At 73.9% G+C, this 23350-nt stretch carries 17 protein-coding genes; 9 read left to right on the top strand and 8 right to left on the bottom strand.

Features of this window, described 5'->3' with window-relative positions; translation table 11 throughout:
• Positions 1–29 precede the first annotated feature (29 nt).
• The gene (locus tag AC5WAM_RS12145; RefSeq protein WP_172382097.1) at positions 30–494 is read right to left on the bottom strand and encodes a ferritin-like domain-containing protein; all 465 of its coding nucleotides are present in this window, start codon (positions 492–494) and stop codon (positions 30–32) included.
• Positions 491–1021, bottom strand: a complete 531-nt coding sequence (locus tag AC5WAM_RS12140) for a hypothetical protein (protein WP_495522598.1) — start codon at positions 1019–1021, stop codon at positions 491–493. Before AC5WAM_RS12140 ends, AC5WAM_RS12145 begins: the two co-directional genes overlap by 4 nt.
• Before the next feature lie 274 nt (positions 1022–1295).
• Here AC5WAM_RS12140 and rimP point away from each other — a divergent pair, with 274 nt between their 5' ends.
• From rimP to AC5WAM_RS12095, 9 genes are all read left to right on the top strand, one after another.
• The gene (gene rimP, locus AC5WAM_RS12135; protein ID WP_366795278.1) at positions 1296–1805 is read left to right on the top strand and encodes a ribosome maturation factor RimP; all 510 of its coding nucleotides are present in this window, start codon (positions 1296–1298) and stop codon (positions 1803–1805) included.
• A 2-nt stretch (positions 1806–1807) separates the two neighbouring features.
• Positions 1808–2806, top strand: a complete 999-nt coding sequence (nusA, locus tag AC5WAM_RS12130; protein ID WP_138962125.1) for a transcription termination factor NusA — start codon at positions 1808–1810, stop codon at positions 2804–2806.
• Positions 2807–2947: 141 nt separating this feature from the next.
• Positions 2948–3247, top strand: coding sequence for a YlxR family protein (locus AC5WAM_RS12125; protein ID WP_366795279.1), 300 nt, complete (start codon positions 2948–2950; stop codon positions 3245–3247).
• A gap of 147 nt (positions 3248–3394) precedes the next feature.
• The gene (infB, locus tag AC5WAM_RS12120) at positions 3395–6496 is read left to right on the top strand and encodes a translation initiation factor IF-2 (RefSeq protein ID WP_366795280.1); all 3102 of its coding nucleotides are present in this window, start codon (positions 3395–3397) and stop codon (positions 6494–6496) included.
• Between the two features lie 285 nt (positions 6497–6781).
• Positions 6782–7078 carry a DUF503 domain-containing protein gene (locus tag AC5WAM_RS12115; protein WP_138962128.1) on the top strand — a complete coding sequence of 99 codons (297 nt, stop codon included), beginning with the start codon at positions 6782–6784 and terminating at the stop codon, positions 7076–7078.
• Between the two features lie 47 nt (positions 7079–7125).
• Positions 7126–7581 carry a 30S ribosome-binding factor RbfA gene (rbfA, locus tag AC5WAM_RS12110; RefSeq protein WP_138962129.1) on the top strand — a complete coding sequence of 152 codons (456 nt, stop codon included), beginning with the start codon at positions 7126–7128 and terminating at the stop codon, positions 7579–7581.
• The gene (gene truB / locus AC5WAM_RS12105) at positions 7578–8540 is read left to right on the top strand and encodes a tRNA pseudouridine(55) synthase TruB (protein ID WP_366795281.1); all 963 of its coding nucleotides are present in this window, start codon (positions 7578–7580) and stop codon (positions 8538–8540) included. The genes rbfA and truB overlap by 4 nt, the downstream gene beginning before the upstream one ends.
• Before the next feature lie 294 nt (positions 8541–8834).
• Entirely contained in the window at positions 8835–12365 is a 3531-nt protein-coding gene (locus AC5WAM_RS12100) for a trypsin-like peptidase domain-containing protein (RefSeq protein WP_495522597.1), read from the top strand.
• A gap of 141 nt (positions 12366–12506) precedes the next feature.
• Positions 12507–13466 (top strand): bifunctional riboflavin kinase/FAD synthetase, encoded by a 960-nt coding sequence (locus AC5WAM_RS12095; protein WP_172382092.1) that lies wholly within the window; start codon positions 12507–12509, stop codon positions 13464–13466.
• 25 nt (positions 13467–13491) lie between these two features.
• On the opposite strand, the gene AC5WAM_RS12090 is transcribed toward AC5WAM_RS12095, so the two are convergent.
• The 6 genes from AC5WAM_RS12090 to AC5WAM_RS12065 all read right to left on the bottom strand — a co-directional run bounded on the left by AC5WAM_RS12090 (position 13492) and on the right by AC5WAM_RS12065 (position 23268).
• Positions 13492–14532, bottom strand: coding sequence for an ABC transporter ATP-binding protein (locus AC5WAM_RS12090; protein ID WP_495522596.1), 1041 nt, complete (start codon positions 14530–14532; stop codon positions 13492–13494).
• Between the two features lie 55 nt (positions 14533–14587).
• Positions 14588–15640 carry an ABC transporter ATP-binding protein gene (locus tag AC5WAM_RS12085; protein WP_495522595.1) on the bottom strand — a complete coding sequence of 351 codons (1053 nt, stop codon included), beginning with the start codon at positions 15638–15640 and terminating at the stop codon, positions 14588–14590.
• Between the two features lie 20 nt (positions 15641–15660).
• On the bottom strand, positions 15661–16587 hold the full coding sequence (locus AC5WAM_RS12080) for an ABC transporter permease (protein WP_495522594.1): 927 nt from the start codon (positions 16585–16587) through the stop codon (positions 15661–15663).
• A complete protein-coding gene (locus AC5WAM_RS12075; RefSeq protein WP_366795285.1) occupies positions 16584–17678 on the bottom strand; it encodes an ABC transporter permease in 1095 nt (364 codons plus the stop codon). The genes AC5WAM_RS12080 and AC5WAM_RS12075 overlap by 4 nt, the downstream gene beginning before the upstream one ends.
• A gap of 41 nt (positions 17679–17719) precedes the next feature.
• Positions 17720–19579, bottom strand: coding sequence for an ABC transporter substrate-binding protein (locus AC5WAM_RS12070; RefSeq protein WP_495522593.1), 1860 nt, complete (start codon positions 19577–19579; stop codon positions 17720–17722).
• A 419-nt stretch (positions 19580–19998) separates the two neighbouring features.
• Positions 19999–23268: an SCO5717 family growth-regulating ATPase gene (locus AC5WAM_RS12065; protein WP_495522592.1), complete on the bottom strand. Its 3270-nt coding sequence runs from the start codon at positions 23266–23268 to the stop codon at positions 19999–20001.
• Between the last annotated feature and the right edge of the window lie 82 nt (positions 23269–23350).

The raw sequence follows: 23350 nt of genomic DNA, 5'->3' as shown, positions 1-23350 counted from the left end.
AGCGCTGGGGTGCGTGTGCGGTGGCGGGATCACGCCCGCGGGTCCGCGGACGGGTCCCCGGACCCGCCGGCCCGCTCGGCGAGCCCAGGGAAGGCTACGCTCCCGCCGCGCCACCGCGCCGCCCGGACCGCCGCCTCCCGCAGCGCCTCGGCCGCGACGGCCCGCGCGTCCCCCTCGGCGGCCCGCACCAGATCGGCGTACACCCCGGCGAGCCGCTCCTCCAGGGCGGCCGCGAGCCGGACGGCGGCCGCCGCGTCCGGCACCGGGAACGGCAGCGCGTACGCGGCCGCCGACGGCTCCGGGTCGCCGTCGAGCCTGCGCACCGCGCGGCGCAGCTCGTCGCGGCGCGCCCGGTGCGCGTCGTAGGCGGTGCGGGCCTCGGCCCGGCGGGCGTCGCCGACGCGGCCGCCGACGACCCCGTAGCCGTACACGGCCGCGTGCTCGGCCCGCAGGGCCGCCTGCACCGCCGCCAACTCGTCCTTGCGCGCGCTCACTTGTGGTCCCCCTCGCCGGTGCCTTCGGCGCCCTTCTCCGTCAGCAGGTACGCGTGCGCCGCGCCCGCGGCGGCGACGGACGCGAGCAGCCGGGCCAGCTCGCCCGGCGCGTCCAGGAGCTGCTTGCCGCGCCGCCGGGCCAGCTCGCGCTCGGCCGTCGCGAGCAGGCGCAGGGCGTCCTTGCGGTCGCCGGGCACGGGCGGCTCCGGCGCGCGCTCCGAGGCGGCCGGGGTCGGCTCGGGCCCGCCGTCCGCGAAGGCCTTCGCATGCCGGGCCACCTCCTCCCGCAGCGGCCGCAGCCGGGCGGACAGGGGGGCGTGGGCCGCGATCACGGCGTCGTAGCGCCGGAGCAGCGCGGCGCTGTCGCGGGCCGCCCGGGCGCGCAGCCGCTCGGTGTCGGCGGAGCGCCCGTCGCCGGACCCGGCGTCCGAGCAGCCGGTGAGCAGCACCGCGCCGGCGGTCCCGGCGAGCAGGCTTCTGCGGCGCGGCCCGGGTCGGGACCGCGAGAGGGTGGGATACGACGGCACGGCGGGCGTCCTCGGGAGGCGGGCCGGGAGGGCGCGGGGCAGGGCGTCCCTCGGACGGCGAACGGTGGCGGCGGCACAGAACGGGCCGAGGCCCGGTGATCACCGTACCTTCGCGCCCTCCTCGCACGCGTGACCGGCTCGGTCCCGCACGCGCGTACGGAGTCGGGGGGCGGGCACCCGGCCCGGTGGACGGCAACACCCTCCCGGACCGGATACCCTTTGACCAGACACGCGACGATCCCACAACAGCACACGCGGCCGAGGAGTCACCCGGATGAGCACCACCCAGAGCGAGAGGCTGCGGGAACTGCTGGAACCGCTCGTCAGCTCCCAGGACCTGGATCTCGAAGAGATCGAAGTGGCCTCGGTCGGACGCAAGCGGGTGCTGCGAGTCGTCGTCGACTCCGAGGACGGCGTGGATCTGGACCGCATCGCGGATGTGAGCCGTGCGCTCTCCGCGAAGCTCGACGAGACCGACGCGATGGGCGAGGGTGAGTACACCCTGGAGGTCGGTTCCCCGGGCGCCGAGCGCCCGCTCAAGGAGCAGCGCCACTACGAGCGCGCCATCGGGCGCCTCGCCCGCATCCAGCCCGCCGACGGCGCCGACGTGGTCGCGCGCATCGTCGGGGTGGACGACGAGGGCGTCGACCTGGAGGTGCCCGGCGTGAAGGGGCGCAAGCCCACCGCCCGCAGGCTGGCCTTCGGCGACATCGTCAAGGCGCGCGTGGAAGTCGAGTTCAACCGCAAGGACGACAAGAACATGAAGGAAGAGGAGGAGGCGTAGCCGTGGACATCGACATGAGTGCCCTGCGGGGCCTGGTGCGGGAGAAGGAGATCTCCTTCGACCTGCTGGTCGAGGCGATCGAGTCGGCCCTCCTCATCGCCTACCACCGCACCGAGGGAAGCCGCCGCCACGCGCGCGTGAAGCTCGACCGGGAGACCGGGCACGTGACGGTCTGGGCGAAGGAGGACCCGGAGGACATCGAGGAGGGCCAGGAGGCCCGCGAGTTCGACGACACCCCGTCCGACTTCGGCCGGATCGCGGCCACCACCGCCAAGCAGGTCATCCTGCAGCGGCTGCGCGACGCCGAGGACGACGCGACGCTCGGCGAGTACGCCGGGCGCGAGGGCGACATCGTCACCGGTGTGGTGCAGCAGGGGCGCGACCCCAAGAACGTGCTCGTCGACATCGGCAAGCTCGAGGCCATCCTGCCCGCGCAGGAGCAGGTGCCGGGCGAGGAGTACCCGCACGGCATGCGCCTGCGCAGCTACGTCGTCCGGGTGGCCAAGGGCGTCCGCGGCCCGTCCGTGACGCTCTCGCGCACGCACCCGAACCTGGTCAAGAAGCTGTTCGCGCTCGAGGTCCCCGAGATCGCCGACGGCTCCGTGGAGATCGCCGCCATCGCGCGCGAGGCCGGGCACCGCACCAAGATCGCGGTCCGCTCGACCCGCTCCGGGCTCAACGCCAAGGGCGCCTGCATCGGCCCGATGGGCAGCCGCGTGCGCAATGTGATGGGCGAGCTCAACGGCGAGAAGATCGACATCGTCGACTGGTCGGAGGACCCGGGCGAGATGGTCGCCCACGCGCTGTCCCCGGCCCGGGTCAGCAAGGTCGAGATCGTCGACCTGTCCGGCCGCTCCGCCCGGGTGACGGTCCCGGACTACCAGCTGTCCCTGGCCATCGGCAAGGAGGGCCAGAACGCCCGCCTCGCCGCCCGGCTCACCGGCTGGCGGATCGACATCCGCCCCGACACCGAGCAGCCGGGCCAGGACGGCGGGAACTGACCTTCGCGAAGGGGGAACGCGCGAGTCCGGAAATCCGGTTGCGCGAGCCCCCCTCACCCTGGTCACGTTACTGATCAAGACAACGGCCGTTCGATTTTTGCCCCAAAGGGGTGAGGTCGGTACGGGGAGGTAGACTTAAGCGTGTCTGGCCGGACGCAAGCCCGCGCATGCCCTGAGCGCACCTGTGTGGGGTGCCGGGAGCGAGCGGCCAAGAACGAGCTGCTGCGGATCGTGGTGATCGAGGGCACCTGTGTCCCCGATCGACGCGGTACGCTGCCCGGCCGGGGTGCGTATGTACACCCCGCCCTGGTCTGTCTCGACCTGGCGGTCCGCCGCCGGGCGTTCCCGCGGGCCTTCCGGCTCCAGGGACCGCTCGACACGGCGGAGCTGCGCGGGAATCTCGAGGAGGCCGAGACCGTTGCCGAGCAGGCAACACCGTAAGACGTGCCGCACGGAGCCCCTGTGCGGTCCTGGTACCTCGCGAGTTGGAAGTAGGTCGAGATTGCGATGAGCACTCGATGAGTACGCGATGAGTACGCCCATGAAGTAGCGACGGTCCGGCGGTAACCCGGACCTAAAAGGAGCGAAGTGGCTAAGGTCCGGGTATACGAACTCGCCAAGGAGTTCGGTGTGGAGAGCAAGGTCGTCATGGCCAAGCTCCAGGAACTCGGTGAATTCGTACGTTCGGCGTCCTCGACGATCGAGGCGCCGGTGGTACGCAAACTGACTGACGCATTCCAGCAGGGCAACGGCTCCGGCAAGTCCGGCAAGCCCGCCCCGCGCAAGCCCGCCGCGAAGCCCGCGGCACCGTCCCCCGCGCAGGCCGCCCGTCCGGGTCCGGCCGCGCCCAAGCCCGCGCCCCGTCCGGCGGCCGCGGAGAGCCCGGCCAAGCCCGCGTCGGCCGCCCCGGCGACCCCGGGTCCGCGTCCGACGCCGGGCCCGAAGCCGCCCGCGCCGAAGCCGGCCCCCGCCGCGCCCGCGGCCCCCGCCGCTCCGGCTCCGGCCGCGCCCGAGTTCACCGCGCCGCCGTCGCCGAGCCCGGCCGCGGCGTCCTCCGGCGCTCCGGCCGCGCCGCGCCCCGGCGCCCGTCCCGGTGCCCCGAAGCCCGGTGGCGCCCGTCCGGCGCCCGGCCAGGGTCAGCGTGGCGGCGACCGTCAGGGTGCTCCGCGCCCCGGCGGCCAGGGTGGCGCCCCGCGTCCCGGCGGTGCCCGTCCCGCGGGTCCGCGTCCGGGTAACAACCCCTTCACGTCCGGCGGCTCCACCGGCATGGCGCGCCCGCAGGCGCCCCGTCCCGGCGGCGCCCCGCGTCCCGGCGGCGGCCAGGGCGGCCCCGGCGGCGCCCCGCGCCCGCAGGGCCAGGGCGGTCCCGGCGGCGCTCCCCGCCCGCAGGGCCAGGGCGGTCCCCGCCCGACCCCGGGCGGCATGCCCCGTCCGCAGGCCCCGCGTCCCGGCGGCGGCCCCGGCGGCAACCGTCCGAACCCGGGCATGATGCCGCAGCGTCCCGCCGCGGGCCCGCGTCCCGGCGGCGGCCCCGGTGGCGGCCGCGGTCCCGGCGGCGGTGGCCGTCCGGGCGGTGGCGGCGGCGGTCGTCCCGGCTTCGCCGGTCGTCCCGGCGGTCCCGGTGGCGGCGGCGGCTTCGCCGGTCGTCCCGGTGGTCCCGGTGGCGGCGGCGGTCGTCCGGGTGGTCCCGGTGGCGGCGGCGGTGGCTTCGGCGGCCGTCCCGGCTTCGGTGGCCGTCCGGGTGGTCCCGGTGGCCGTGGTGGCACGCAGGGCGCCTTCGGCCGTCCCGGCGGTCCCGCGCGTCGCGGTCGCAAGTCGAAGCGGCAGAGGCGCCAGGAGTACGAGGCCATGCAGGCCCCGTCGGTCGGCGGCGTGATGCTGCCTCGCGGCAACGGCGAGACCGTTCGCCTGTCGCGCGGTGCCTCCCTCACCGACTTCGCCGAGAAGATCAACGCCAACCCGGCGTCGCTCGTCGCGGTGATGATGAACCTCGGCGAGATGGTCACGGCCACGCAGTCCGTCTCCGACGAGACGCTGCAGCTCCTCGGCGACGAGATGAACTACACGGTTCAGATCGTCAGCCCCGAGGAGGAGGACCGCGAGCTGCTCGAGTCGTTCTCCATCGAGTTCGGTGAGGACGAGGGCGGCGACGAGGCCCTGGTCTCCCGTCCGCCGGTCGTGACCGTCATGGGTCACGTCGACCACGGTAAGACCCGCCTGCTCGACGCCATCCGCAAGACGAACGTCGTCGCGGGCGAGGCCGGTGGCATCACCCAGCACATCGGTGCCTACCAGGTCGCCACTGAGGTCAACGGCGAAGAGCGCGCGATCACCTTCATCGACACCCCGGGTCACGAGGCGTTCACCGCCATGCGTGCCCGTGGTGCGAAGTCCACCGACATCGCGATCCTCGTGGTCGCGGCCAACGACGGTGTGATGCCCCAGACGATCGAGGCGCTGAACCACGCCAAGGCGGCCGACGTGCCGATCGTGGTCGCGGTCAACAAGATCGACGTCGAGGGCGCCGACCCGACCAAGGTGCGCGGCCAGCTCACCGAGTTCGGTCTGGTGGCCGAGGAGTACGGCGGCGACACGATGTTCGTCGACATCTCCGCCAAGCAGGGTCTGCACATCGACTCCCTGCTCGAGGCCGTGGTCCTGACCGCGGACGCCTCGCTCGACCTGCGGGCCAACCCGGAGCAGGACGCGCAGGGCATCGCGATCGAGGCCCACCTGGACAAGGGCCGCGGCGCCGTCGCGACCGTCCTCGTCCAGCGCGGTACCCTCCGCGTCGGCGACACGATGGTCGCCGGTGACGCCTACGGCCGTGTCCGCGCGATGCTCGACGACAAGGGCGAGAACGTGGAAGAGGCGGGTCCGTCGACCCCGGTCCTCGTCCTCGGTCTCACCAACGTCCCGGGCGCGGGCGACAACTTCCTGGTGGTCGACGAGGACCGTACGGCCCGTCAGATCGCCGAGAAGCGCGCCGCCCGCGAGCGCAACGCCGCGTTCGCCAAGCGCGTCCGCCGCGTCTCGCTCGAGGACCTGGACAAGGTGCTCAAGGCCGGCGAGATCCAGCAGCTCAACCTCATCATCAAGGGTGACGCTTCTGGTTCCGTCGAGGCCCTGGAGTCCTCCCTGCTCCAGCTGGACGTCGGCGAGGAGGTCGACATCCGCGTGCTGCACCGCGGCGTGGGTGCGGTCACCGAGTCGGACATCGACCTGGCCATGGGCTCCGACGCCATCGTCATCGGCTTCAACGTCCGCGCGGCCGGCCGTGCCGCGCAGATGGCGGAGCGCGAGGGCGTCGACGTCCGCTACTACTCGGTGATCTACCAGGCCATCGAGGAGATCGAGGCGGCCCTCAAGGGCATGCTCAAGCCGGAGTACGAAGAGGTCGAGCTGGGTACGGCGGAGATCCGCGAGGTCTTCCGCTCGTCCAAGCTGGGCAACATCGCGGGTGTGCTCATCCGCTCCGGCGAGGTCAAGCGGAACACCAAGGCCCGCCTGCTGCGCGATGGCAAGGTCATCGCGGAGAACCTCAACATCGAGGGCCTGCGTCGCTTCAAGGACGACGTCACCGAGATCCGCGAAGGGTTCGAGGGCGGTATCAACCTCGGCAACTTCAACGACATCAAGGTCGACGACGTCATCGCGACGTACGAGATGCGCGAGAAGCCGCGGGCTTAGCGTTCGCAGGGTCGGGGGTTGCTCCGGGGTTCTTCCCCGGGCGACCCCCGACCCCTTTTCGGCGCTCCGCGCCTCGTCCTCAAACGCCGGACGGGCTGGAAGATACAGCCCCTCCGGCGTTTGAGGAGCGGGGGTCTGGGGGCGGAGCCCCCAGGAAGCGGGCACGGGCAGGGGCGGCGGGGGCGAAATCCCGTCGAGCCGGACCGCCGCTCGTTGTACGGTTCTGGTGACCCTGCCGACCGTGCGCAGGGCGCGATCCCGTACCGGCGGGTTATCCGGGCACACATGTTTGTGGGGACGCTGTCCTTCGACCTGCTCCTCGGCGACGTACATTCGCTGAAGGAGAAACGCTCCCTCGTCCGCCCGATCGTGGCGGAACTCCAGCGGAAGTACGCGGTGAGCGCGGCCGAGGTCGGCCACCAGGAACTGCACCGCAGGAGTGAGATCGGCATCGCGCTGGTCTCCGGGGACGCGGCGCACCTCACCGAGGTACTGGACCGGTGCGAACGGCTCGTCGCCGCCCGGCCCGAAGTGGAGCTGCTGTCGGTACGGCGGCGGTTCCACGGTGACGACGACGAATGACCCCCTGAACGACCAGCGACGAGCACAGCACAGAAGGAGACGGAGCAGTGGCCGACAACGCGCGGGCGAAGAGGCTGGCGGACCTCATCCGAGAGGTGGTGGCCCAGAAGCTGCAGCGCGGGATCAAGGACCCGCGGCTCGGCACGCATGTCACCATCACGGACACCCGGGTCACCGGTGACCTGCGGGAGGCGACCGTCTTCTACACGGTCTACGGGGACGACGAGGAGCGCGCGGCCGCGGCCGCGGGCCTGGAGAGCGCCAAGGGCGTCCTCCGCTCCGAGGTCGGGCGCGCGGCGGGCGTGAAGTTCACGCCGACGCTGACCTTCGTGGCGGACGCGCTGCCCGACAACGCGCGGGCCATCGAGGACCTCCTCGACCGGGCGCGCGCCTCGGACGCGAAGGTCCGCGAGGCCTCCGCGGGCGCCGATTTCGCCGGTGAGGCGGACCCGTACCGCAAGCCCGGTGAGGACGAGGAAACGGACGGCGACGCCGCCTCATGACCAAGCGCACCACCACCACGGACGAGAGGGGCGAGCGCGCAGCGCTCACAGACAAGGGCGGCGGTGGGAGACGGGAGGGCGGACTTGTCATCGTCGACAAGCCGTCCGGCTTCACTTCGCACGACGTGGTCGCCAAGATGCGGGGCATCGCCAAGACCCGCCGCGTCGGCCACGCGGGCACCCTCGACCCGATGGCCACGGGCGTCCTCGTGCTCGGCGTCGAGCGCGCCACCAAGCTCCTCGGCCATCTGGCGCTGACGGAGAAGGAGTACCTGGGCACCATCCGGCTCGGCCAGTCCAGCGTCACCGACGACGCCGAGGGCGAGATCACGGCCTCCACCGACGCCTCCGGCATCGGGCGGGACGCCGTCGACGCGGCCGTCGCCAAGCTCACCGGCGACATCATGCAGGTGCCGTCGAAGGTCAGCGCCATCAAGATCGACGGCAAGCGCTCCTACAAGCGGGCGCGCGAGGGCGAGGACTTCGAGATCCCGGCCCGGCCGGTGACGGTGTCGTCCTTCCAGGTGTACGACGTCCGCGACGCGGTCGCCGAGGACGGCACACCCGTGCTCGACCTGGTCGTGTCCGTGGTCTGCTCCTCCGGTACGTACATCCGGGCGCTGGCCCGGGACATCGGCGCGGACCTCGGCGTGGGCGGGCACCTCACGGCGCTGCGCCGCACCCGCGTGGGCCCCTACAAGCTGGACTCGGCGCGGACCCTCGACCAGCTCCAGGAGGAGCTGACGGTGATGCCGGTCGCGGACGCGGCCGGTGCGGCCTTCCCGCGCTGGGACGTGGACGCCAAGCGGGCGCGGCTGCTCGTCAACGGCGTGCGGATCGAGATGCCCGAGGAGTACGCGGGTGCGGGGGCCGTGGCCGTCTTCGATCCCGACGGACGGTTCGTGGTCCTGGCCGAGGAGTCGCGCGGCAAGGCCAAGAGCCTCGCCGTGTTCGTCTGACGGCCCTCGCACGGGCTGCCGGGGAGCAGTGGTTTGAGCGCCGCTCAAGGCTGCTGGGCCTGACGGCACTTGGCCCTTCGCGCTGTGGAGCGGCGGACGACTGTCCGCCGCTCCACAATCCCCCCCAAGGAAGGTCTATCCACGCCCGCCCGGGCTTTCACCCCTATGAGCAGGCGCTCGGAGTGAACCACGGGAGCGGAAGGGGGCGCGTTCGGCTCGCGTTCTGTCCCGCTGATCACCGCCGACCTACGGTCGGAGGAACGGGGGTCGACAAGCGGTCGGGGAGGTGCGCGCATGGCGGGACGTGGCCCGCGGGCCCGGGGCGGCGGGGACCGGGCCCGGGGCCGGAGCGGGACGGCCGCGGAGCCGGTCGACGGGGGCGGGCCCCGGTGGTCCCTGGTGCGGATCTGCGACCTGGCGGGACGCCCGCGCGGCGCCGGGTTCGCCGCCGACGAGCTCGGCACCGTGATCACCAGCCACGAGGCCGTCGACGGCCTCGCCCGGATCGTGCTGCACGCGGCGGGCGAGCGCACCTGCGTCGTGGCCGCCGACGCCGTGACCGCCCTTCCCGGGGCCGACCTCGCACTGGTGCGCACCGAGGGCCTCGGCCTCAGGCCGCTGCCCGTCACCGTGCGCGAGGCCGTGCCGGTGGGCTCGTACGTACGGATCGCCGCGGGCGGCTGGCGGCAGGCGCGGGTCCTGGACTCCGCCTCGGTGACCTATGCCGCCACCGACCGCTTCCACGTCCTCGACGCCGCCATGGAGCTGGCCATCGGCACGGACGGCGCCGACGCCCTGCGGCTCGGCGGCGGGGCCGCGGGCGGGCCCGTCGTGGACGCCGCGTCCGGCGCGGTGCTCGCCGTCCTCGCCACCGCCCTGCACGCCCCGCACCGCGCCGCCGGCTTCGCGGTGCCGCTGCGGGAGGCGGCCGCCGCCGACCCGGAAGGCCCCCTCGCCGCGCTCCTCGCCCGCAACGCGGCCACCGTGCCCGCCTACGGCCCCGATCTGAACCTCGCGGGCGCGCTCCAGCTGACCGCCACGTCCGTGGGCTCCGACGGCCCTGCCGCACCCGGGCCCGAGCTGGTCGAACGGCCCGATACGGCACGGGAGTTCACCGACTTCACCAGCGGTCCCGCACGCGTCCTCGGGCTCGTCGGCGACCCCGGCTCCGGACGGACCACGGAGCTGGCCGCGCTCGCCGCCCGCCGCGCCCGGGGCGGCGCGCCCGCGCCCACGCTGTGGCTGCGCGGCGCCGACCTGCGCGACGCCGACACCTCCGTGGCCGACGCGGTGGCGCGCGCCCTGGAGCGGGCCGGGCGCATCATCGCCGCCTCGGACGACAACCGCCCGGCGGGCGAAGGCCTCGGGGACATCTCCGCGGGCCGTGTCGCGCGGCTCGTCCGGGATGCCGGACGGCCCCTGCTCCTGCTGCTCGACGGGCCCGAGGAGATGCCGCCCGTCCTCGCCCACCGCCTCGCCGAGTGGAGCACGGGCACCGCCGGGTGGCTGCGGGACACCGGGGCGCGGCTCGTCGTCGCCTGCCGCGCGGAGTACTGGGAGCGGGCCGGGGAGCACTTCCCCGCCGAGCTGCTGCACACCGGGGCGGAAGGAACCCCCGGCCGCCCCGGCCCGGGCGTCCCCGGCGCCCTCGGGGACGCGCTGCCCGGCTGCGTACGGCTCGGGGACCTGCCGGAGCCGCAGGCGCGCCGGGCCCGTGCGCGGTACGGCATCCCGGACGCGGCCCTCGCCGCCGCCGACGCCCGGCACCCCCTCGCGCTGCGGCTGCTGTCCGAGGTCAGGGCCGCGCTGCCCGGGGAGCCGCCGGGACGGCCCGGACGTGAGGAGATCCTCGCCGCCCACCTGGACCTGATGAGCCTGCGCGTCGCCGTCCGCCTCGCCGCGGCGAACGGACTGCGCGGGACGGCCGTGCGCCGGCTCGCCGCGCGGGTGGCGGGCCAGGTCCACGAGGCGGCGCGGCGGTGCCTGGGGCCGGGGCAGGGGGAGCTCGACCGGGCCGCGTTCGAGGAGGTCTTCCCGTGGGGCGCCCTGCCGGGGCCCGAGGGCTGCACCGGCTGGGCCTCCGCGGTCCTCGCGGAAGGCCTCATGGTCCCCGCGGGCACCGGGTACCGCTTCGCGCACGAAGAGGTCGCCGACTGGCTCCAGGGCACCCATCTGGACGTGGAGGGCGCCCTGACGTCCCTGGTGTTCCGCCACGCCGAGGGTCCGGCCCCGGCCACCCGCTCCCTGCCGGTGCCCCGGCACCGGATCGGCCCCGTGCTCGAAGCGCTGCTGCTCGTCGAGCGGCAGTGGGGCGCGGGGGAACTCGCCGTGTGCCTGGCGCGGTTGGCGACCGCCGTCGAGGCGCTCGGCACGGCGGCGGCCCGGGGCGCCGCGCCACCGGACAGCGCCCAGGACGCCGCCTGGTGGGCCAGGCACCTCCTGGGCGAGGTCCTCCTGCGCGTCCCCGACGCCAGCCCGTATCTGGACGTGCTCCGCGAGATCGCCGCGCACCGGCGCTTCCCCCCGGCCTTCTGGATGGCCCTGCCCCTGCCCGACGCCACCCGCTACGACCTCCTGCGGGCCGTCGTGCCCCACGACGGCCCGCCCGGCACGGCGGGCCGCGTCCTCGACGCCGTGGCCGAGCACCTCGCCGCCGACCCCGGTGCCGTCCAGCGCCATCTGACGCGCTGGTTCACCGACGAGAGCCCCCTGCGGGCCACCCCCGACGCCACCGTCGCCTCCGCCGCGCAGGCCCTGCTGCACACCCACCGGCACCGCGCCATCGACGACCTCACCGAAGCCCTGGCCGACTGCGCGCACACCCGCGCCGACGAACTCCTCGGCGCGCTCGCCGAGGACGAGCCGTCCGCGGTGTGCCGCGCCGTCGACCGCTGGGCGCGCGACGACCGGGCGGCGCGCCGTGTGGCCGCCGTGGTCTGGGGCCTGCGCACCGCCCGGCACGCCACCGGCGACGCCGACCGCACCCTGCTGCGGTACGCGGCCTACGCCCTGCTCGCCCGCCCCGGGGACGCCTCCCTGCACGGCGCGGCGCTCGCCCTGCTCGTCCGGGACCCGCAGACCCGCGCCCGGCATCTGCCCACCGCCCTGAAGGCGTTCGCGGCGGGCGACCCGTGGCTGCCCGGGAGCGCCCTGGCGGCGGCCCTGACCACCGACCCCGATCCGGTGCTCGCCGCCTTCCGGGCCCGCCTCCACGGCCCCGGCACGGCGGCCGGAGACCTGCTGCGGGACCTCGCGGGAGTGACCTCGCCCGCCCAGGCGCGCCGCGTCGCCGCCCTGGTCCGCGACCACGCGGAGCAGTGCCCGGAGTCCGCGGGGGCCGTGGCCACCTACGTCGACCTGCTCCTCGACCGGGGCCCCGGCGTGCGGGCCGTGCTGTTCCCGACGGTCAGCGCGCTGCTGCGCGGCGGCGCCGCCCAGGTGCGCCGCGCCCTCGCGCCGGTCCTCGCGGCGCCCGGCGGCCAGGCCTCGCGGCCGCTGCGCGCCGAGCTGCTCGACCTGCTGCTCGCCCAGGAGCGGGACCCGGACGTCGTCGAGGCCGTGCTGTGCGCGGTCGCCGAGCGCGGCGGCGACGCCGAGCGGGACCGGCACCTGGTGCAGCGCGCGGGCCTGCTGCTCGGCCGCACGCCGGAGGGCGCGATCCGCTTCGACCGCGTCCTGGTGGACCTGACGCGGCGCGCGCCGGGGTTCGCCGGGCGCCTCGCCCGCTGGATGGCGGACGCCCCGCAGGACTGGGCGGCGCTCATCGGCCCGAGCGCCCGCCGCACCGTCGAGGGGTTCGCGGACGCCGTCCCGGTGTCGGCGTGAGCTCCCCAAGTCGGCGTGAGCACCACCACCCCGGCCGATGCGAGCGACAAGGTGTCGGCATGGCACTCTTAGACCTGCGCAATAGGCAAGGGAACGTACACACGTACGGGACGTACACGGGTTCGGCGAGGAGCGAAGACAGTGCAGCGCTGGCGTGGCTTGGAGGACATTCCCCAGGACTGGGGGCGCAGCGTCGTCACCATTGGTTCCTACGACGGCGTGCACCGCGGTCACCAGCTCATCATCGGCCGCGCGGTGGCCCGCGCGCGCGAGCTCGGCGTGCCCGCCGTGGTCGTCACCTTCGACCCGCACCCCAGCGAGGTCGTGCGCCCCGGCAGCCACCCGCCGCTGCTCGCCCCCCACCACCGGCGCGCCGAGCTGATGGCCGACCTCGGTGTGGACGCCGTGCTCATCCTGCCGTTCACGACCGAGTTCTCGAAGCTGTCGCCCGCCGACTTCGTGGTGAAGGTCCTCGTCGACAAGCTGCACGCCAAGGCCGTCGTCGAAGGCCCCAACTTCCGCTTCGGGCACCGCGCCGCGGGCAACGTGGAGGTCCTCGCCGAGCTCGGCGAGACGTACGACTACGAGGTCGAGGTCGTCGACCTGTACGTGAGCGGCGCGGCGGGCGGCGGCGAGCCGTTCTCCTCGACGCTCACCCGGCGCCTCATCGCCGAGGGCGACCTCGCCGGCGCCCACGAGATCCTCGGCCGCCCGCACCGCGTGGAGGGCGTGGTCGTGCGCGGCGCCCAGCGCGGCCGCGAGCTCGGCTTCCCCACGGCCAACGTGGAGACGCTGCCGCACACCGCCATCCCCGCCGACGGCGTGTACGCGGGCTGGCTGCACGCCCAGGGCGAGGCCATGCCCGCGGCCATCTCCGTCGGTACGAACCCGCAGTTCGACGGCACGGAGCGCACGGTCGAGGCCTACGCCATCGACCGCGTGGGCCTCGACCTGTACGGGCTGCACGTGGCCGTGGACTTCCTGGCCTTCGTGCGCGGGCAGGCCAAGTTCGAGTCCATCGACGCGCTGCTGGTCGCCATCGGTGACGACGTCAAGCAGGCCCGGGCGCTCGTCGAGGGCTACGAGGCCGACCGGGGCTGAGGTTCCTCGCCCTTCGGGCTCGTCCTCAAACGCCGGACGGGCTGTCGGGGTCGCTCGCCGTCGCCCAGTGACAGGCCACTTGGGGGTCGCCCCCGCCCGACAGGACCGGCAGGTCCTTCGTACGGCAGTCCCGGGCCACCCCCGCCCGCTCCGCCTCGCCGCTGGCGAGGACCTGGCAGCGGACGTGGAAGCGGCAGCCCGACGGCACGCGCGACGGGTCCGGGGGCTCGCCGGTGAGGACCACGGGCTCGCCCTCCGCCTCCGGCAGGACCGACAACAGGGCCTTGGTGTACGGGTGCTGAGGGGCCGTCAGGACCTCTTCGACGGCCCCCGTCTCGACGATGCGGCCCAGGTACATCACCGCCACCCGGTCGGCGATGTTCCACGCCAGGCCCAGGTCGTGGGTCACGACGAGCGCGGAGAGGCCGAGCTCGTCCCGCAGCCGCAGCAGCAGGGCGAGGATCTCGCCGCGCACGGACGCGTCGAGGGAGGCCACCGGCTCGTCCGCGACGATGAGTTCGGGCTTGAGCACCAGCGCGCCCGCGATGACGACGCGCTGGCGCTGGCCGCCGGACAGCTCGTGCGGATAACGCAGGAAGAACCGCTCCGGCGGGCGCAGCCCCGCCCGTGACAGTGCCTCGGCGACGGCCGCCCGCTCGTCCCCCGCGTACCGGTGGATGCGCAGGCCCTCGGCGACCGCCTCGTACACCGTGTGCCGCGGGTTGAGCGACCCGCTCGGGTCCTGGAGCACCAGCTGGACGCGCTTGCGGTACGCCTTCAGGGCGCGGGAGCGGTGGCCCAGCGGCTTGCCGCCGAACGTGACCCGGCCCGACGTGGGCGGCACCAGGCCGAGCAGCGAGCGCGCGAGGGTCGTCTTGCCGCAGCCGGACTCGCCGACGAGCGCGACGATCTCACCCGGCCGGATGTGGAGGTCCACGCCGTCCACGGCCCGTGCCGGATCCGCGCCGTGCCGCCCGGGAAACGTGATGTGCAGGTCGTCGGCCGCGAGCAGCGGCGTCGCTGCCGCCGACGGCACGGGTGGCGTGGCGGGGGAGTGGGTGGTCATGCGCGTCTCCTCGCGGCCGGGGGCCAGGGCGGGCGGATCGGGGTGCGCGGCCCGGTCACGGCGCCCCGTCCACGGCCGCCGGGGCCTGCTGGGCGGGGACCTGGGAGCCGACGTGCACACAGGCCGCCCGGTGGGCGGGGCCCGCGGCGCGCAGGGCCTGGTCCTGCTCGGCGCAGGAGTCGAGGGCCACCGGGCAGCGCGGATGGAACGTACAGCCCTGCGGGAGCGCCGAGGGGTCCGGCGGGTCTCCGGGCAGGCCGCGCGGCGCGAACCGCGAGCCGGGGTCCCCGACGCGCGGGAAGGCCGCCGAGAGGGCCTTGCCGTAGGGGTGCTGCGCCCGCTCGTACACCTCCCGGGCCGGGCCCTCCTCGACGACGCGGCCCGCGTACATCACCGCGAGCCGGTCGCAGGTGTCGGCGAGCACCGCCAGATCGTGGCTGATCATGATCAGGCCGAGGTCCTGCTCGGCCACGAGCTGTTCGATCAGGCGCAGGATCTGGGCCTGGATCATCACGTCGAGAGCGGTCGTCGGCTCGTCCGCGATGATCAGACGCGGATCGCAGGCGAGCGCCATGGCGATCATCACGCGCTGGCGCTGGCCGCCGGACAGCTCGTGCGGATAGGCGTCCGCGCGTGCGCCCGGAAGGCCCACGTGTTCCAGCAGCTCCCGGGCCTTCTTCCTGGCGCCCGCCGGTGTCGCCTTCTTGTGCAGCAGGATCGGCTCGGCGATCTGGTCGCCGATGCGGTGCACCGCGTTCAGCGAGTGCATGGCGCCCTGGAAGACCACGGAGGCGCCCGCCCAGCGGACCGCGCGCACCCGGCCCCACTTCATGGTGAGCACGTCCTCGCCGTCGAGGAGCACCTGCCCGGTCACCCGCGTCCCCGCGGGGAGGAGCCGCAGCAGGGCCAGGGCGAGCGTGGACTTGCCGCAGCCGGACTCGCCCGCGACGCCCAGCTTCTGCCCGGCGCCCACGGTCAGGTCGACCCCGCGCACGGCGGCGGCCCCGGACGCGTACGTCACTTCGAGGTTCCTGACGTCGAGCAGGGGCTGCCCGGCGTCCTGCCCGGCCGCGGCCGGGGGGTCGGTCGCGGTGTGTGCGGTGGTCACGGATGCCTCTGGTTCGGCGGTCAACGGGACACCCCCAGCCTGGGGTTGAGCACGGACTCCACGGCCCGCCCGCACAGCGTGAACGCGAGCGCGACCACGGCGATCGCGATGCCGGGCGGCGCCAGGTACCACCAGTCGCCCGCGCTGACGGCACCCGCCTCGCGGGCGTCCTGGAGCAGCCCGCCCCAGGAGACCGCGGTCGGGTCGCCGAGGCCGAGGAAGGCGAGCGTGGCCTCGGTGAGGATGGCGCCCGAGATGACGAGGGTCGTCTGCGCGAGCACCAGCGGCATGACGTTCGGCAGCACGTGGCGGAGCATGATGTGGGTGTGCCCGCCGCCGAGGGCGCGGGCCCGCTCGATGTAGGGGCGGGACTCGACCGCCAGCGTCTGCGCGCGCACCAGACGCGCCGTCGTGGGCCAGGTCGTGACGCCGATGGCCAGGATGATCGTGCTCAGGGAGCCGGACATCACGACGGCCAGGGCGATCGCGAGCACCAGCGTGGGCATCACGAGGAACCAGTCGGTGACGCGCATCAGGACCGTCCCGTACCAGCCGCGGTAGTGCCCCGCCGTGATGCCCACGACCGTGCCGATGGCCACGGAGAGGAACGCGGCGAGCAGCCCGATGGTGAGGGAGATCCGCGCCCCGTACACCAGGAGCGCGAGCAGGTCGCGCCCGAACTGGTCGGTGCCGAGCGGGAACTCGCCGTTGGGGGACTCCATGGCGTCGCCCGGCGCCCGGGTGACGCTGTCCGCGTCCGAGCCGACGAGCAGCGGCGCGAAGATCGCGGCGAGCGAGATCAGGACGAGCACGGCGAGGCCGAAGAGCCCCGCCCGGTGCGTGCGGTACTCCCGCCAGAAGCGGGCCGCGGAGTGCCGTCGGCGCGCCCAGGCGAGGGCGCGGGGGCGGGGCGCCGGTCCCGGCGCGGCGCTCGTCTCGGTCGTCATCGTCCCACCCTCGGGTCGAGCAGCGGATAGATCACGTCGGCGACCGTGTTCATGAGGATCACCGCGGTGGCGAAGACGAAGAACAGGCCCTGCACCAGGGGCAGGTCGGGCACGCTCAGCGCCTGGTAGAACAGGCTGCCGAGGCCCGGCCAGGAGAAGACGGTCTCGACGAGGATCGCGCCCGCCACCACCGTGCCCAGGTTCACGAACATCAGCGTGACCGTCGGCAGCAGCGCGTTCGGCACGGCGTGGCGGCGGCGCACCAGGTCGTCCCTGAGCCCCTTGGCGCGGGCGGTCGTCAGATAGTCGCTGCCCATCTCGTCGAGCAGCGAGGAGCGCATGACGAGCAGCGTCTGCGCATATCCGACGGCGACGAGCGTGAGCACCGGCAGGATCATGTGGTGCGCCACGTCCACCACGTACGCCACGCCGGTCTCGTCGCCGCTCTCCATGCCGCCGGTCGGGAAGAGGCCGGGCAGCGGTCCCGCGCCCACCGAGAATGTGATGATGAGCAGCAGGCCGAGCCAGAACGACGGCACCGAGTACAGCGTCAGGGCGAGCCCGGTGTGGAACCGGTCCCCGAGGCGGCCGTTGCGCCACGCCGCGCGCGTGCCGAGCCAGATGCCGAGGAGCGTGTAGAGGACGTACGCCGTCCCGGTGAGCCACAGCGTCGGCCCGAGCGCCTCGGTGATCTTGTCCATGACCGGGGCGTGGAACTGGTACGACGTGCCGAAGTCCCCGGTGAGGACGTTGCCGCAGTAGTCGGTGAACTGCTTCCACACCGGGTCGTCGAGGCCGAACTCGGCCCGCATCGCTGCCAGTTGCTCGCTCGACACGCGGCGCCCGCCGGTCATCTGCTTCACCGGGTCGCCCGGGATGAGCCGGAAGAGGAAGAAGCTCGTGACGAGCACGGCGAACATCGAGACGAGCGCGCCGCCGAGCTTGCCCGCGACGTACGTCAGATAGGCGGTGGTGTTGCGGGCCCGGGGGCCGCGGCTGCGGCGGCCGGCCGGGGTGGCCGGGCCGCCGGACGCCGCGTCCTGCGCCTCGGCGGCGAGGAGCGCCGCCGCACTGTTGTCCGCCGCGGTCATGCGGCGCTCGCGGTCTGGGTCGCGGGGTTCTTCGTCATCCGTTACTCGCGGTCCTCTGCGGTCGAGCGGCGGCGCAGGGCGATCAGGGCTCCGCCGCCCACGACCACCGCCGCGGCGACGGCGATACCGATGATGACACCGGTGGAGCCGCCCCCACCGGAATTGCCGTCCCCACTCGCCGGGGTCGCCGACCACCAACTCCAATAGCCGTCCTGGCCGTAAATGTTGCCCGCGGCCTCCGGCATGGTGGTGATGGACTTGATCTGGTCGGTGCGGTAGGCCTCGACGGCGTTCGGGTACGCCATCACGTTCATGTAGCCCGAGTCGTACAGCCAGGACTGCATCTGCCGGACGATCGCCGCACGCTTGGCCGGGTCGTACTCGGCGAGCTGCTTCTCGTACAGGTCGTCGAACTTCTTGTCGCAGATGAAGTTGTCGGTGGCGGCGCTCTCCTTCGCCTTCTCGGGGAGCGCGGCGCAGGTGTGGATGCCGAGGACGAAGTCCGGGTCCGGATTCACCGACCAGCCGTCGAAGGCGAGGTCGTACTCCCCGGCGTACCAGGGAACGGAGACGTCGTCGAGACAGTTCACCTTCAGCCCGATGCCGAGGTCGCCCCACCACTCCTTGAGGTACTTCCCGACGGCCTTGTCGTTGGGGTCGGTGGCGTGGCAGAGGATGCGGAAGTCGAGGGGCTTGCCGTCCTTGCCGACGCGCTTGCCGTCGCCGTTCTTCTTGTACCCGGCCTTGTCGAGGAGGGACGCGGCCCGCTTCGGGTCGTAGGCGAGCTTCTGGTCCGGGGACGGCTGCCAGGCGTACGCGGAGAAGCGCGGCGGAATGTATCCGGCGCCTTCGACGGCGTTGCCCTGGAAGACCTTGTCCACGATCGTCTTGCGGTCGACGGACAGGAAGAGGGCCTGCCGCACCCGCTTGTCGAGCAGCGCCGGATGGCCGTTGCCGAACTTCTTGCCGTCCCGGGTCCGCGCCCCCGGGTTGGTGGCGATGGCGAAGAAGCGCCGCCCGGGGCCGTTGTTCACCTTGATGTCGGACTCGCCCTTGAGGCCGTTCGCCTGCGCGGGCGTGAGCGCGGGCTGCCCGGCGACGAAGGACACCTCGCCCTTCTTGAGCGCGGCGACGGCCGCGTCCTGGTCCTTGTACGTCTTGAAGACCAGCTCGTCGAATTTCGGCGCCCCGCGCCAGAAGTCCTTGTTGGCCTTCAGCCGCACATATCGGTCGACCTTGAAGTCGGAGAGGACGAAGGGGCCGTTCCCGACGACGGGGAAGTCCTTGTCGTTGTTGAACTTGGAGAGGTCGTCGACCTTCTCCCAGACGTGCTTGGGCACGATGGGCACGTCGAGCGCCGCCATCGTCGACTGCGGCTTCTTCAGCTCGATGACGAGCCGGGTGGGGGAGGGCGCCGTCACCTTCTTGAAGTTGGTGACGAAGTTGGAGTTGGCGGTGGCCGTGCCCTCCTTCGACATGATCTTGTTGAACGTCCAGGCGGCGTCCTCGGCGGTCGCCTTCTTCCCGTCCGACCACTTCGAGTCGGACCGGATGGTGTACGTCCACGTGAGCTTGTCCGCCGACGGCTTCCACGCGGTGGCGAACCCCGGGACGGTGTGGTTGTCCTTCGGGTCGTAGTTCGTGAGGTACTCGTACGTCAGCCGGTGGATGCTGGTGCTGAGCAGCCGCTGGGCCAGGAACGGGCTGAGCGAGTCCACGCTCTGCGCGACCGCGACGGTGAGCGTCTTCTTGCCGTCGCCCTTGGCCTGGGCCTGCTGCGGAGCCGGGTTGAGCGGCGTCGCGAGCCCGGCCGTGAGGCCGAGGGCGGCGAGGGCGCCGCCCGCGACGAGGAGCCGGGAGCGGCTCGTGCTGGTTCTGCCGTGCTGATCTCGTGTGTCCATGGGTCGGTGACCTCGCGTCATCGCTCGCGCAGGGATGGCTGGTTACGACTGAGTACGGCTGGTGTACATGGGGTCGATCAAGGAGGGGCCCGCTGGATGCTGTGTGTCTACCAGCGCCAGTCTGCACGCGTCAACGGCCGGTGAACCCCATGTGGCCTGCGGAAATAACGAGTTGACCGGGATTTCATCCGCATTGGTCAAGACCACTGAAGCCCTCCAGGCCAGAGGGTGACGCCCAGGTCAGTGCCTCTGCGGGCCAGTCGGCCCACCAGGGGTCCCCCTGTGGGCAGCTGGTCCGCCCAGGGGGCGGAACGGGTGGGCGCAGCCCTCGATGCCGCGCCACCGTTCCACTGGGCATGCGCCCAAATGGGCCGGGCCCGCACCGAATGACGGCACGGGCCCGAAGGGCGGAACGAGAGCTACTGCTGAGGTGGAGCCACCTGCCCAGGCCCCTGTGGGGGCTGCTGGGGGTAGCCCCCGGGGGCACCCCCGTACGGCTGCACCCCCGGCACGGGATACCCCTGCTGTCCCGGCAGCCCCTGCTGCCCCGGCAGCGGCGGAGCCACCCGCGGCGGCGGATTCCCGTCCGAGGTCCACAGCCCCTGTGCCTGCTGCGCCCGGGTGAAGTCCTCACCCACCATCGCGGCCAGCGTGAAGTACGCCTCCCGCACCTTCGGCCGCATCATGTCGAGATCGACCTCGGCCCCGGCGGCGAGGTGCTCGTCGAAGGGCACCACGACCACCCCCCGGCAGCGCGTCTCGAAGTGCGACACGATGTCCTCCACCTTGATCATCTTGCCGGTCTCGCGCACCCCGGAGATGACCGTGATGGACCGCTGCACCAGATCCGCGTACCCGTGCGCGGAGAGCCAGTCCAGCGTCGTGGAGGCGCTGGACGCCCCGTCCACGGACGGCGTGGAGATGATGATCAGCTGGTCGGCGAGGTCGAGCACCCCGCGCATCGCGCTGTAGAGGAGCCCCGTGCCCGAGTCCGTCAGGATGATCGGGTACTGCTTGCCGAGGACATCGATGGCGCGCCGGTAGTCCTCGTCGTTGAAGGTCGTGGACACGGCGGGGTCGACGTCGTTGGCGATGATCTCCAGGCCGGACGACGCCTGCGAGGTGAAGCGCCGGATGTCCATGTACGAGTTGAGGTACGGGATGGCCTGGACGAGGTCGCGGATGGTCGCCCCGGTCTCGCGCCGCACGCGCCGCCCGAGCGTGCCGGCGTCCGGGTTGGCGTCGATGGCGAGGATCTTGTCCTGCCGCTCGCTGGCGAGGGTGGAGCCGAGCGCGGTCGTCGTGGTCGTCTTGCCGACGCCGCCCTTGAGGCTGATGACGGCGATGCGGTAGCAGGAGAGCACCGGGGTGCGGATCAGCTCCAGCTTCCGCTGCCGCTCGGCCTCCTCCTTCTTGCCGCCGAGCCGGAACCGGGAGCCGCCGACGGGACGGCTGCTCTTGGTCTTCTGCTTCTTGTTGTTGAGCAGCCGGTCGGAGGACAGCTCCACGGCCGCGGTGTACCCGAGCGGCGCCCCCGGGTTGGTGCGCTCGCGCTGATCGTGCCGCACGGGCTGCGGCCAGGCGGTTCCGGTGCGCGGGTCGACGGGGGCCTGCGGCTGGGGCTGCTGCGCCTGCGCGGCCTGGACGGGCGGCAGGGGCTGCGCGGGCGGGAGCGGCTGCGGGGCGGCCTGCGGCGGCTGGGCCTGCTGGGGCACGGGGGCCGGGGGAGTGGCCTGGGGGAAGCCGTAACTTCCCTGCGGGGCGGGCGGGTTGGCCGGATGGGCGTAACCCTGCTGCGGCGCGGCGGCGGCCTCGGGCGCGGCGGAGGCGGGGAAGCCGTACCCGCCCTGCGGCGCGACCGGCCCTGCGGGGGCGTTCCAGGCCTGCGGTACGGGCGCGGGGGCCTGGGGCTCGACGGGTGGCTGGGCCTGGGCCTGCGGCGCGGCGGGGGGCTGCGCTTCGGCAGCGGGTGCGACCTGGTGCTGCGCGGGCCACTGGGGCGCGGCCGCCGGTGCGGCGGGCTGGAACGCGGGCGGCAGCGGCGGCAGCCCGCCCTGCGGCGCGGGCGGCGGACTCCACGCGGGCGGCGCGGCGTCGGGCATGTCGCCGGGCGCGGCCTCCGGTGCCGCCGCCGGGGGAGCGACGGCTTCGGCCGGGGCGGCGGGCGTCCCCGGGGGAGGCGGAGCGACGATCGGGGCCCCGGTGGGCGGCGGCAGGTCGACGGGCGGGCCGGTGGGCGGCACGTCGGCAGGCAGGCCGGAGGGCGCCGGGGTGTCGGCTACCGCGCCGAAGGGGGGCGGGACGTCGAGGGGAGCCCCGGTGGGCGGCGGGGCGGAGGTGGACGCGTCCGCGGGGGTCGCGGGGGCCGCGGGGGCGGCGAGGGTCGCGGGGGCTGCGCTCTCCCGGCCCTCGGCCGCACCGGCAGCCCCAGCCTGAGCCGCCCCGCTCAGGGAGCCATCGGAGGCCGCGCCTTGGGGGGTGGCGGCGTGGGGAGCTGTGCTGGTGGGGGCCGTGCCTTGGGAAGCGGTGGCGTCGGGAGTCGTGCCGGTGGGGGCCGTGCCCTGGGAAGCGGCGGCGTCGGACGCCGCGCCAGCGGAAGCCGAGCCCTGCGAAGCCGCGGCATCGGACGCCGCGCCGGCGGAGGCCACCTGCCTGGAGCCCGGGTTCCCGGAGGCCACCTGCCGGGAGCCCGAGTCGCCGGAAGCCACCTCCTTGGACGCCACCTCCCTGGAGCCCGAGTTGCCGGAGCCCGGGTCGCCGGAGGCCACCTCATCTGAAGCCACCGCATTGGAGGCCACCTCGTCGGAGGCCACCGCATTGGAGGCCGCTTCCTCTGAGGCCACCTCGCCGGAAGCCGCCGCATTGGAGGCCGCCTCCCCTGAGGCCGCGTCGCCGGACAGCACCACACCCTCCGGGGCCACGTCCTCCGCGACCACACCCTCCGGGGCCACGTCCTCCGCGACCACACCCTCCGGAGCCACGCCCTCCGCGACCACACCCTCCGCAGTCGAAGGCTCCCCGCCCTCAGCCGCGCCTTCGGCACCGCCCTCCGCCTCGGCCTCTCCGGCGCCTTCTGCCTCACCGGCGGCCTGGTCCTCGGCCCGGGCGGCCCCCTGCTCGGCCATTTCCCGCTTCAGCGCGGCAGCGGAGAACCGCATGGTCGCCCCGCTCTCCAGGTCGCCGCCCTCGGCCCCGGCACCGGCGACAGCCCCGCCCCGGTCCGAGGCCCCGCCGGAGACGGGCGGGGTCGTGGGAGGCGGCGGCACGGTCCAGTCCCGCTGGAAACCGCTGCCGACGGGAAGCTTGGGCACGGCCGTCACGGGAGCAGGGGCGGGAGCGCGACCGGATTCACCAGCACCAGCCCTAGTAACAGAAGCAGGAGCAGTACCAGGACCAGGACCAGGACCGGAGACGGAACCAGCGTCGGCGCCGGACACCCCCGCGGCCTCACCCCCGGAGGGCTGCTCCCCGCCCCCCGAGAACGGCGTGGACACGGGCGGAGGAGGCGTGGACACCGGCGGCGCGGCCGACGTGTCCTGGCTGCTGCCGGAGGCGTTCTGCGTGTACCAGGCGGGCGGGGCGTAGTCGATGGTGAACTCGCCCGTCGTCTCGGCAGCGGACTCCGCGTCGGACTGATCGTCGACGGGTGTGTCCCAGCCGCCGCGGATCTTGTCCCGATCGCTGTTCACAATGCCTCCTGGTGTGCTCGAGCACGCTCATGCCGTGGTGGGGGGCGACCGTTCCTGTCGTCCGATCCGCCTGGCTCTCCCC

It is taken from the genome of Streptomyces sp. JLYT201 (assembly GCF_059448825.1).
This window is presented reverse-complemented; position numbering and strand designations above follow the sequence as displayed.

What these genes read in the sequence shown, in the direction of transcription:
- rimP (WP_366795278.1), top strand. Translation starts at nt 1,296, where the DNA reads ATGAGCACCACCCAGAGCGAGAGGCTGCGGGAACTGCTGGAACCGCTC.
- AC5WAM_RS12115 (WP_138962128.1), top strand. Translation starts at nt 6,782, where the DNA reads ATGTTTGTGGGGACGCTGTCCTTCGACCTGCTCCTCGGCGACGTACAT.
- truB (WP_366795281.1), top strand. Translation starts at nt 7,578, where the DNA reads ATGACCAAGCGCACCACCACCACGGACGAGAGGGGCGAGCGCGCAGCG.
- AC5WAM_RS12100 (WP_495522597.1), top strand. Translation starts at nt 8,835, where the DNA reads ATGGCGGGACGTGGCCCGCGGGCCCGGGGCGGCGGGGACCGGGCCCGG.
- AC5WAM_RS12090 (WP_495522596.1), bottom strand. Translation starts at nt 14,532, where the DNA reads ATGACCACCCACTCCCCCGCCACGCCACCCGTGCCGTCGGCGGCAGCG.
- AC5WAM_RS12080 (WP_495522594.1), bottom strand. Translation starts at nt 16,587, where the DNA reads ATGACGACCGAGACGAGCGCCGCGCCGGGACCGGCGCCCCGCCCCCGC.
- AC5WAM_RS12075 (WP_366795285.1), bottom strand. Translation starts at nt 17,678, where the DNA reads ATGACCGCGGCGGACAACAGTGCGGCGGCGCTCCTCGCCGCCGAGGCG.
- AC5WAM_RS12070 (WP_495522593.1), bottom strand. Translation starts at nt 19,579, where the DNA reads ATGGACACACGAGATCAGCACGGCAGAACCAGCACGAGCCGCTCCCGG.